The sequence below is a fragment of the Pantoea sp. YR525 genome, assembly GCF_900116775.1.
GTDB classification, from domain to species: Bacteria; Pseudomonadota; Gammaproteobacteria; order Enterobacterales; family Enterobacteriaceae; genus Pantoea; species Pantoea symbiotica.
The window spans coordinates 80,733-90,615 of sequence record NZ_FPBU01000014.1 but is presented as its reverse complement, the minus strand read 5'-3'; the positions used below and the strand labels follow the sequence as shown (position 1 = coordinate 90,615).

General features: G+C 57.8%; 8 protein-coding genes. 3 read left to right on the top strand and 5 right to left on the bottom strand.

All coding sequences use genetic code 11. The annotated features are described in order from the left end of the window. Nucleotides 1–408 precede the first annotated feature (408 nt). The 3 genes from BM323_RS22655 to BM323_RS22645 are packed head-to-tail and all read right to left on the bottom strand — an operon-like array spanning nt 409 to nt 3,724. Entirely contained in the window at nt 409–2,058 is a 1,650-nt protein-coding gene (locus tag BM323_RS22655; RefSeq protein ID WP_008107958.1) for an ABC transporter permease, read from the bottom strand. Between the two features lie 3 nt (nt 2,059–2,061). After that, the gene (locus BM323_RS22650; RefSeq protein WP_036649342.1) at nt 2,062–3,033 is read right to left on the bottom strand and encodes an ABC transporter substrate-binding protein; all 972 of its coding nucleotides are present in this window, start codon (nt 3,031–3,033) and stop codon (nt 2,062–2,064) included. After that, nucleotides 3,011–3,724 (bottom strand): ABC transporter ATP-binding protein, encoded by a 714-nt coding sequence (locus tag BM323_RS22645; protein WP_008107955.1) that lies wholly within the window; start codon nt 3,722–3,724, stop codon nt 3,011–3,013. Before BM323_RS22645 ends, BM323_RS22650 begins: the two co-directional genes overlap by 23 nt. Before the next feature lie 226 nt (nt 3,725–3,950). Here BM323_RS22645 and BM323_RS22640 point away from each other — a divergent pair, with 226 nt between their 5' ends. After that, the gene (locus BM323_RS22640) at nt 3,951–5,174 is read left to right on the top strand and encodes an MFS transporter (RefSeq protein ID WP_008107952.1); all 1,224 of its coding nucleotides are present in this window, start codon (nt 3,951–3,953) and stop codon (nt 5,172–5,174) included. Nucleotides 5,175–5,327: 153 nt separating this feature from the next. Here the strand turns inward: BM323_RS22640 and BM323_RS22635 are convergent, their stop codons facing one another. After that, on the bottom strand, nt 5,328–6,143 hold the full coding sequence (locus tag BM323_RS22635) for a TIM barrel protein (RefSeq protein WP_008107949.1): 816 nt from the start codon (nt 6,141–6,143) through the stop codon (nt 5,328–5,330). Between the two features lie 424 nt (nt 6,144–6,567). Between BM323_RS22635 and BM323_RS22630 the strand changes: the two genes are divergently transcribed. Beyond that, nucleotides 6,568–8,073, top strand: a complete 1,506-nt coding sequence (locus tag BM323_RS22630) for a CoA-acylating methylmalonate-semialdehyde dehydrogenase (protein WP_008107947.1) — start codon at nt 6,568–6,570, stop codon at nt 8,071–8,073. Nucleotides 8,074–8,097: 24 nt separating this feature from the next. After that, a complete protein-coding gene (gene iolB, locus BM323_RS22625) occupies nt 8,098–8,913 on the top strand; it encodes a 5-deoxy-glucuronate isomerase (RefSeq protein ID WP_008107945.1) in 816 nt (271 codons plus the stop codon). A gap of 81 nt (nt 8,914–8,994) precedes the next feature. Here the strand turns inward: iolB and BM323_RS22620 are convergent, their stop codons facing one another. Next, nucleotides 8,995–9,840 carry a MurR/RpiR family transcriptional regulator gene (locus BM323_RS22620; RefSeq protein ID WP_008107943.1) on the bottom strand — a complete coding sequence of 282 codons (846 nt, stop codon included), beginning with the start codon at nt 9,838–9,840 and terminating at the stop codon, nt 8,995–8,997. Nucleotides 9,841–9,883: the final 43 nt, after the last annotated feature.

Here is a 9,883-nt window from a genome sequence, read left to right as displayed (position 1 = left end):
CACGAACGAATTTGTCTCAGAACGGGCATGAGCCCGGTGGAATACCGGGCATCAAAAGAGATGTAAAATGTGTCCAGGTTTTGGGGTTCAGTGCATGGCCGCGCCCTCTGCACTCCCGGGCCTTGCGCCAGCCCAACCCGCCGCTGCGCGGTACCTTCACTCATTCACGATTCCTGACGGACCGGTGGCGATTCGCTCCTGCTCAGCGCCACCTCTCGCCGCATCCATGCGGCTCGCCCTGGAATCCCTCAATCGTTCAGCGGTTTGGGATGTCGCCTCAACACCCGCGCTGCAGCCGCAATGCATTATCCTGCCTCACCATCGCTGCAAATCCTGTAGGGTCGCCATTCATGGCGACCGATTTACGCATATTTGACAAGCATTACGCCATTTATGGCGACCCTACGTTCACCGGGCCTGACGCCGCATCAGCGTGGTCGCAGCTAACATCAAACTCAAACTGGCGAGCAGTGTCAGCGTGGCCATCGCCATACCTTGTCCCACCGAACCTTGTTCGAACTGACGCCAGATAAAGATCGCCACGGTTTGCGTGCCCGCCGGAGCCAGCAGCAGCGAGGTCACCAGCTCGCGTGATGCCACGGCAAACACCATCATCATCGCCGCCAGCAAGCTGGGTGCCACCAGCGGCAGCACAACCAGCCGCAGCGCCTGCAAACGTGATGCACCATGCACGCGCGCCGCCGGTTCCAGCGTTGGGGCCAGCTGACGCAGCGCGCTACTGACATAGCGCACCGGCCACGGCAGCAATAAACAGCTGTACGACAGCAGCAGAATAAACATGGTGTTATAGGGCGAAACCGGCCAGAACCCGCGATTCCACAGCAGAATCAACCCGACACCAACCACCACGCCGGGCATCGCCGCAGGCAGCAGCGCCAGGCCATCCATCATTGCCAGTAAACGGTTTTTTCCTTCCGACACGCGCCAGGCAATGAGAAAGCCCAGCGCGCCGGTCAGCAGCGCCGCGCCAAGCGCCAGGCCAATGCTGGTGGAGAAGGCCGCCAGCGCATCGCCTTGCTGGCTGAACAGCGCGCCGAAGTGGCGCAGCGTCAGATTACTGAGATGCAATCCGCCGGAGAGCGTATTCAGTAAGCCGCTCAAGGTCATCGCGCCGAGCGGCAGCACCACCGCCAGCAGCACGGTGAGAGCAAACGGCAGCAGCATCAGGTTTTGTAAGCCGCCGGCATGCGCCAGTTCCTGAGTAACCGGTTTACCGCCAACCGCCGTGACATCGCTGCTGCCGGTCAGTTTGCGCTGCAGCAGCCACGCCGTTAGCGCCACCAGACTCAACATCAGTGACAGCGACGCCGCGCCGGGCAGATCGATCGGCCAGTCGGCGAGTTTGGTTTCAATGCCAACGGTCATCAGCGTCAGCTTCGCCTGGGCACCCAGCGCTGCGGGCACGCCGTACTCCTCAATCGCCAGCGTAAACGCCAGCAGCACGCCGCCTGCCAACGCCGGTAAGGTGAGCGGCAAGGTAATGTGCCAGAAGCCGCGCCACGCCGATGCGCCATGCACGCGCGCTACCCAGGCGAGACGTTGTCCGCTCGCCAGCAGCGAACGCGACACCGCAAAATAGACCACCGGGAAGATGTTCAGCGTCATCACGCCAATCATGCCGCTGCTGCTAAACAGCAGGCTGTCGAAGTTGATGCCGGTAAGTTGTTCGATATAACCGTTGCGTTGCAGCGCCAGCGTCCATGACAGCGCCACAATATAGGGCGGCGTCAAAAACGGGATCAGAAACAGCAGATCCCACAGCGCTGCGCCCGGCAGGCGGAACAGGCCGCGCAGTGCGCCGAGCGGTAAGCCCAGCAGCAAACTGCACAGCGCCACGCCGCCGCCGATTTTTAGCGTGCCCAGCCACATCGATGCCAGCTGCGGATCGTCCAGCAGCGCCGGGAAAGCGCTAAAAGCGCCGCGCCAGCTGCCTTCACCGAAGTAAGGAAACAGCGCTTGCAGCACGATAAACAGCAGCGGCAGCGCCACCAGCAGTAATAACGCCAGCAGAATCAAGCCATTCAGGGCACGCGACATCGTTTACTGTCCGAACAGGGCGCCAAAGCGCTTCAGCACCGCCGAGCGCTCGCTGCTGCCATCCTGATTGGTCGGCAACAATTTGATCTCGGTGAACAGCGGGCGTTGCGCTTTGATATCGGTACGCGCCGGCATCAGCCAGGCTTTGGCTACTTGCTCCTGACCTTCATCCGACAGCACGTAATCGACGAATTTCTTCGCATCGTCGGCGTGCTGGCTGCTTTTCAGGATCATCATCGGACGCGGCGCGACCACGGTGCCGTTTTCCGGGAAGATCACCTTCACGCTTTCGCCCTGTGCGATGTTGTTATAGGTGACGTAATCGACCGCGCCAAACACCGCCGCTTTCGCGCCTTGCAGCACCGGCGTCACCGCCTGCGCGTTCGGGCCGCTCATCACCATGCCGTTGGCTTTCAGCTGATCAAACAGCTGCCAGGCTTTTTCGCCTTCGCTGTTTTGCAGGCCAATCAGCAGATCGAGTGACGCGCCAGACAGCGCCGGATCCGGTGTGGTGACCTTATCTTTAAAGGCGGGCGCGGTGAGATCCTGCCAGGTTTTCGGTTCTGGCGTGTTGCTTTGCGTATTCCACACGATGCCGAGCGCGGAAATGCCTTGTGCGACATAGTTGGCGGTTTTGAACTGATTCGGCACCTTCGCTGCATTAGCACTTTCGAAAGGTTGCAGCCAGCCGCGCTGTTGCAGATCTTCGGCGGTATCCCACGAAGCCGAGATCAGCACATCGGCCTGCGGATTGGCCTGTTCCGCTTCCAGACGCGCCATCACTTTGCCGGTGGTGGCCTGGAAAATATTCACTTTGATGCCGGTCTGTTTTTCAAACCCGGCGGCAAGACTTTTCGACAGCGAACCCGGACCGGCGGTGTACACCGTCAGCGCCTGGGCGTCGTTGATCATGATGGCGGAAGTCAAAATCATCGCGCTGATGGCTCCTGTTTTAACTGACTTGAGAGATGGCATTGCGGTCCCCTGAGAGGTGAGTAACGGAAACAATCTGGCCCTGCGCCAGGTGAATGATGCGGTCGGCCAGCGTGTTGGCTTCCTCGCGATCGTGCGTAACGTAAACAGCGGTGATGCCCGCCGCGCGCAGCAAATCCGCCATGGTGTGAACCAGGGTTTCACGCAGGTCGCGGTCGAGGTTAGAGAGTGGTTCGTCGAACAGCAGAATGGCCGGTTTCGCCACCAGCGCGCGCGCCAGCGCCACGCGCTGCTGCTGGCCGCCGGAAAGCAACGCCGGTTTGCGATCGCCAAAATCAGCGAGGCCAACCTGAGCCAATGCGGCATCGGCCTGTTGCCGCGCGGCGGCTTTTTTCATGCCGCGCATGCGCAGCGGAAAGGCGACGTTTTGTGCCACCGACATGTGCGGCCACAGCGCGTAATCCTGGAACACCATGCCGAGGTTACGCTTCTCCGGCGCATCGCTGTGGCGCGGCGAGGCCACGCAGCGTTCACCAATCCACAGTTCACCTGCGGTTGGCTGCAGCAAACCTGCCAGCAGTTTCAAAAGCGTGCTTTTGCCACAGCCGCTCGGACCGAGCAGCGCCAGGATTTCGCCTGCGGGAATGGTCAGGGAGAGATCGTGCAGAATAGTCAGGTTACCCACCGACCATCTGAGATTTTTCAGTTCAATAGGCAGCGCGGCATGCGTCATCGGCCATCTCCCGCGAAGGAGCTAGCGTTACGCACGCGCGCCTGAGAAATCAGGGGCGTCATCAGATTGTTATCCTCTTTGGGATTTGATTGAGGGCGAGTCTACGAGCGCGATATGACGAAATGATGACCGTAAAACTGGGCATTTCACTGATGCGGATAAAACCAAAAGGCGTATAGTTATCCTCTTGTTATGAAAATTCCGTCACCCACGAGCGCAATCACTCATGCCTGACCTGCCTGCCGCCGCACCTGAACACGGCCGTTTTCGCCTCAATTTACTGATCCTTTCCATCGTGAAGTTCAACTTTGCCAGCTATCTCACCATCGGCTTGCCGCTGGCGGTGCTGCCCGGCTTTGTCCATGACGGACTGGGCTATAACGCCTTCTGGGCCGGATTGGTGATCAGCCTGCAATACATCGCCACGCTGCTCAGCCGTCCGCACGCCGGACGCTATGCCGATCTGTGGGGGCCGAAAAAAGTGGTGGTGCTGGGGCTGGTGGGCTGTTTGCTGAGCGGTATCTGTATTCTGCTCTCGGCGCTCAGTGATGGGCAGGGCGTGCTGAGTCTGGTGCTGCTGTGTCTGGGGCGCGTGATTCTCGGCGTGGGGCAAAGCTTCTCCGGCACCGGTACGTCGCTGTGGGGCGTGGCGCGCGTCGGTTCGCTGCATATTGGCCGGGTGATTTCGTGGAACGGCATTGTCACCTACGGCGCGATGGCGATCGGTGCGCCACTCGGCGTAGTGATTTTCCGCAGCGGCGGCTTGCTGCTGCTCTCCGCCATCATCATTGCTATTTGCGTGCTGGCGATTGCGCTGGCGCTGCCGCGTGCGCCGGTGAAAGGCAGTAAAGCCAAACCGCTGCCGTTCCGTGACGTGCTGAGCAAGGTGTACGGTTTCGGCCTGATTCTGGCGATGGGTTCTGCCGGATTTGGCGTGATCGCTACTTTCATCACGCTGTTTTATCAGGATAAAGGCTGGGATGGCGCTGCTTTCGCGCTGACCATGTTCAGTGCCGCGTTCGTCGGCACGCGCCTGCTGTTCCCCAATGCCATCAATAAGCTCGGCGGTTTGCGCGTGGCGAGTATTTGCTTCGCGGTGGAAGCCGTTGGCCTGTTTCTGGTGGCCGGTTCGTTCGATCCCTGGATGGCGAAGATGGGCGCATTCCTCACCGGCGCGGGTTTTTCGCTGGTGTTCCCGGCGATTGGCGTAGTGGCGGTGAAAGTGGTGCCACAGCAGAATCAGGGCAGCGCGCTCGCCACCTATACCGCGTTTATGGATTTGTCACTGGGTATCACCGGGCCGATTGCCGGTTTCATCATGAGTTATGCCGGTGTGTCGCTGGTCTATTTCCTCACCGCGCTGCTGGTGTGTTTAGCGCTGTTCTGCACGCTGCGGATGATTAAGCGAATGCCGGAAGAGCCGGTGGTGGAGATTAAGGAGAACGCGTAATTGGCGGTCGCCATGAATGGCGACCCTACAACGTAGGGTGCGCATTCATGCGCACCTGGTTTAGCAAAGATGAACGGTGTAAAAAAAAGGCCTCCGACCGAGGCCAACACTGACAAAAAGTGTCTTGTTTTAGACACAGATAAGGGTTCGTTTTCAGGCTTGCAGTAATTCGATGCTGTAGCGAATTTCGCGTTCGATTTCTTTTGCGCCCCACGTCTCCAGCGATGAGGCAAACGGCTCAAATGCGTAAATGCCTTTGTAGCCCAGCATCTCCAGACGCTTCACCTGCGCCACGCTGTTTAGCACATCGCGGTCGCTGAGCATGATGCGTTCTTCATCGGTGAGTTGCGCCGTCGGGCGGGTATCTTCCACACCAGACAAATGCACCAGCCCAATATGGTTGATATCAATCTCCTGCGGGAACTCGTTTTCGGCGTTCTCATATAGGTGATGATGGAACGTATCGAGCAGCACTTTGAACGGTACTTTTGCCTGCTGAATCAGCTTTTGCGTTTGCACCGCCGAGCGCAGCGAACTGACCGGGAAGCCCAGCGGTTCCACCAGCCCCTGAATGCCATACTTCTCAAAGCGCGGTGCCAGCACCTGCAGCGCTTCCAGCGTCTGCTGGGGCGAAATCTCAATTCCTTCATTGAGTGGACACATCACCAGCGCTTTTGCGCCGATGGCTTGAGCTTCCTGCAGCAGCGCGTCGGCTTTTGCCAGCAGCGCCTCATCGGCACGGTTAAACGGATAGAGCGCGTTAATCGTTACGATTTCAATGTGGTACTTATCCGTTAGCGCCTGCAGCTGCGCCACGCTGAGATCATCGGTGACCTTGCCGCTCTGCATGTCATTACGCAGTTCAACCTTGCTCAATCCCAGACGCTGCACAAGCTGAAAGAAAGCTTCCAGCGACAGCCTGGGCGCAATTTTACGGTTAATACAGAAACGGGTTGGATCGATGGCCATAGGCGGCTCCTGTAAACGGATACGGTATCGGTGCTGCAAAGAGAACATTTATTTCATTATTATTGAATTATGAAATATCAGATATTGGATCTGCCTCGCAAAAATTTCATATTTCGTTTCGCGTTGCATGTGGAAGCTAGATTTCAGACACAAATTCTGTGCGCGCAACGGCTTAGCTGTGATGCGGTTTGGCATACCTGCAGCGCCAGCAGGGAAGCGCTACGGGCGGAATTGCACCCGGCTATTAGCGCAGGCGGAAAAAATGCGATCCATGCCGCTAAAAGGAAATTTTCCAAAAAGAAGTATTTGAAAAATTCATTTCATTACGATAGCTTCATAGCACGCTTTAAGTATTGCCTGCACACGCAGCGTCGCGGTTCGAACGGGCTATCTGCAGGGAACTTCACATCTAAGAGGCAACGACATGACTATCGTAGGAAACTTTATCGGCGGCAAAATTACCCACAGCGCCAGCAATGAAACCATTCCCGTGTACGATCCGGCGACCGGCAAAGTCGTGCGTGAACTGACGCAGAGCACCGCTGCTGAAGTGGAAAAGGCGATTGAAGTCGCTCATGCGGCGTTCCCGGAATGGTCGAAAACCGCGCCGTTGCGTCGTGCCCGTGTGATGTTCAACTTTAAAGCGCTGATGGAAAAACATCGCGAAGAGCTGGCGGCACTGATCGTGTCTGAGCACGGCAAAGTGTGGTCCGATGCGCTGGGTGAACTGACGCGCGGTATCGAAGTGATCGAATATGCCTGCGGTATTCCACATCTGATTAAAGGTGAGAACTCACCGAGCGTCGGCACCGGCGTTGATAGCTACTCGCTGATGCAACCGGTCGGCGTTGTTGCTGGTATCACACCGTTCAACTTCCCGGCGATGGTGCCACTGTGGATGTTCCCGATCGCGCTGGCGTGCGGCAACACCTTTATCCTCAAGCCACCGGCGCTGGATCCATCCGCTTCTGTCCGCATGGCTGAACTGCTGAAAGAAGCCGGCCTGCCGGATGGCGTATTCAACGTGGTGCATTCGTCTAACGAAGATGCCGAGCAGCTGTACAAAGATCCGCGCATCGCCGCAGTCAGCTTCGTCGGTTCTTCCGGCGTGGCGGAGCACATCTACAAAACTGCCAGCGCCCACGGTAAACGTGTGCAGGCGTTCGGCGCAGCGAAAAACCACGCCATCGTGATGCCCGATGCCGATCTCGATGCCACCGTGAACGCCATTATGGGCGGCGCGTTTGGTTCAGCGGGTGAACGCTGCATGGCGCTGCCAGTGGTTGTTGCCGTTGGTGACGACACCGCAGACAAACTGATTGCGCGTCTGACGCCGCTGATCAAAGCGCTGCGCGTCGGTCCTGGCATCCAGAAAGGTGCCGAAGAGAATGAAATGGGGCCGGTGGTTTCTGCTGCGCACCAGAAGAAAGTGCTGGGCTACATCGACAAAGGTGAGCAGGAAGGCGCGAAGCTGGTGGTTGATGGCCGTGGCATCCAGGTTGCTGGTCATGCAGAAGGTTACTACGTTGGCGGCACGCTGTTCGACAACGTGACCTCGGATATGACCATCTGGCGCGAAGAGATCTTCGGACCGGTGCTGAGCATTATGCGTTCCAGCGATTACGACAGCGCACTGCAGCTGGTTAACAGCCACGAATTCGGCAACGGCAGCGCCATCTTCACCAGCAACGGCCACACCGCGCGTGAATTCGTGCAAAACGTCGAAGCCGGCATGGTTGGCGTTAACGTGCCTGTTCCGGTACCAATGGCGTTCCACAGCTTCGGCGGCTGGAAGCGTTCGGTGTTTGGTGCGTTGAACGTGCACGGTCCAGACGGCGTGCGTTTCTATACCCGCATGAAAACTGCCACCGTGCGTTGGCCGAGCGGCCAGCAGACCGTATCTGAGTTCAGCATGCCGACGCTGGGCTAATTTCGCTCAACAAGGAGGAACAGGATGTCTCTGATTTCGAAAGCGCAAAAACCCGACAGCAACGGTCGTATCCAGCACGTCACGCCGGAAAGCGCGGGCTGGGAATACGTCGGCTTTGATGCCTATCTGCTGAAAAAAGGGCAGAGCCTGAAGCTGAGCAGTGGCGACAAAGAGCTGTGTCTGGTGCTGGTGGCGGGCTTCGCTTCGGTGAAAACCCGTCACGCCGAATTCCCCAATCTGGGTAAGCGTCTGTCGCCGTTTGAACGCATTCCACCTTATTCGGTGTACGTCCCGCATAACGACGAAGTGGAAGTGTATGCGGATAGCGATCTGGAGCTGGCGGTGTGTAATGCACCGAGCCGCGGCAACCTGCCGGCGCGACTGATTGCGCCGGAAGATGTTGGCGTTGAGCAGCGTGGTAAAGGGCGTAACCAGCGTCTGGTGCACAACATTCTGCCGGATAACAAAGAGGCCGACAGCCTACTGGTGGTGGAAGTGTATACCGACGAAGGCGCGACCAGTTCGTATCCCAGCCATAAGCACGACCAGAAAGACAGCCCGGACGAAACCTATCTGGAAGAGACGTATTATCACCGTTTCGATCCTGAACCAGGTTTCGCCATGCAGCGCGTTTATACCGACGACCGTTCACTCGACGAGTGCATGGCGCCGTATAACCGCGATGTGGTGACGGTGCCGCGTGGCTATCATCCGGTGGCGACCATTGCCGGTTACGATAACTACTATCTCAACGTGATGGCGGGTCCAAAACGTCTGTGGAAATTTACCTGGGAGAAAGATCACGCCTGGGTGAACAGCGACCAGTATCCGCGTTCGTAGGATGCACACCAATGTAAAAAGGGCAGCCAGGTGGCTGCCCTTTTTGTTGGGTGGTCGCCATGAATGGCGACCCTACGAGAGTTATTCGCTGGTGACGTTGTTGTTCAGCGCCAACGATACGGCGAGCGTTTGTGCCAGACACAGCGAAGCCACCTGCGAACGGAAGCCATCCACCTGCGCTTCACGCACCACAAAGCACACATCGCTGAAGGCGGCCAGCGGGCTGACCTGGCTGTCGGTGATGGCGATGAGATGCGCACCACGCTTAGCGCCTAGCTCAACCAACTCCACCGCTTCACGCGCGTACGGCGAGTAGCTGATGGCGATCACCACGTCTTTCGGGTTCACCATGCTCAGTTGTTCGGTGAACATGCCGCCGAGGCCGTCGATCAGGAACGCACGACGCTCCAGATGGCGCAGCGCATACACCAGATACGATGCCACGCTGAATGAGCGACGCAGGCCGATGATGTAGATGTTCTCAGCTTCATCTAGCATTTTCACCGCGCGGTTAAGCTGATCTGGATTGACCTGCATCGCCAGCTGTTGCAGCGCCTGGCTGTTCACCATGGTGAAGACGTTGAGGATTTCGGCCGGGCTCTCGGGTGAGGTGGCGCTGTCGTCGGTGGCGGTCTGGCGGAACAGACGTGCGCGCTCGGTGTAGTTCACGGTCTCTTCCATCAGGTGCTGACGGAAAACCTGTTTCATTTCGTTGAAGCCGCTGAAGCCAAACGCGTTGGCAAAGCGGATCAGCGTGGAAGGCGGTACATCCGCATGTTGCGCGATAGAGGCAACGGTATCGAAAGCGATGCTGTTACTGTTATCAAGGATATAACGAGCCACCTGCTTCAGGCGTTTGCTCAGCGTCTCATAGCGACGACGGATCTCGTCCTGTAACAAGGTTAATTGCGTTGGATTATTGGTCATTACTTCGGCCCGCTAAAAAAGAAAATATGGCTGGATAATGAGC

Bases quoted from the DNA above. Each gene is read 5' to 3' on its own strand.
- BM323_RS22655 (WP_008107958.1), bottom strand. From the start codon at position 2,058: ATGTCGCGTGCCCTGAATGGCTTGATTCTGCTGGCGTTATTACTGCTG.
- BM323_RS22650 (WP_036649342.1), bottom strand. From the start codon at position 3,033: ATGCCATCTCTCAAGTCAGTTAAAACAGGAGCCATCAGCGCGATGATT.
- BM323_RS22645 (WP_008107955.1), bottom strand. From the start codon at position 3,724: ATGACGCATGCCGCGCTGCCTATTGAACTGAAAAATCTCAGATGGTCG.
- BM323_RS22640 (WP_008107952.1), top strand. From the start codon at position 3,951: ATGCCTGACCTGCCTGCCGCCGCACCTGAACACGGCCGTTTTCGCCTC.
- BM323_RS22635 (WP_008107949.1), bottom strand. From the start codon at position 6,143: ATGGCCATCGATCCAACCCGTTTCTGTATTAACCGTAAAATTGCGCCC.
- BM323_RS22630 (WP_008107947.1), top strand. From the start codon at position 6,568: ATGACTATCGTAGGAAACTTTATCGGCGGCAAAATTACCCACAGCGCC.
- iolB (WP_008107945.1), top strand. From the start codon at position 8,098: ATGTCTCTGATTTCGAAAGCGCAAAAACCCGACAGCAACGGTCGTATC.
- BM323_RS22620 (WP_008107943.1), bottom strand. From the start codon at position 9,840: ATGACCAATAATCCAACGCAATTAACCTTGTTACAGGACGAGATCCGT.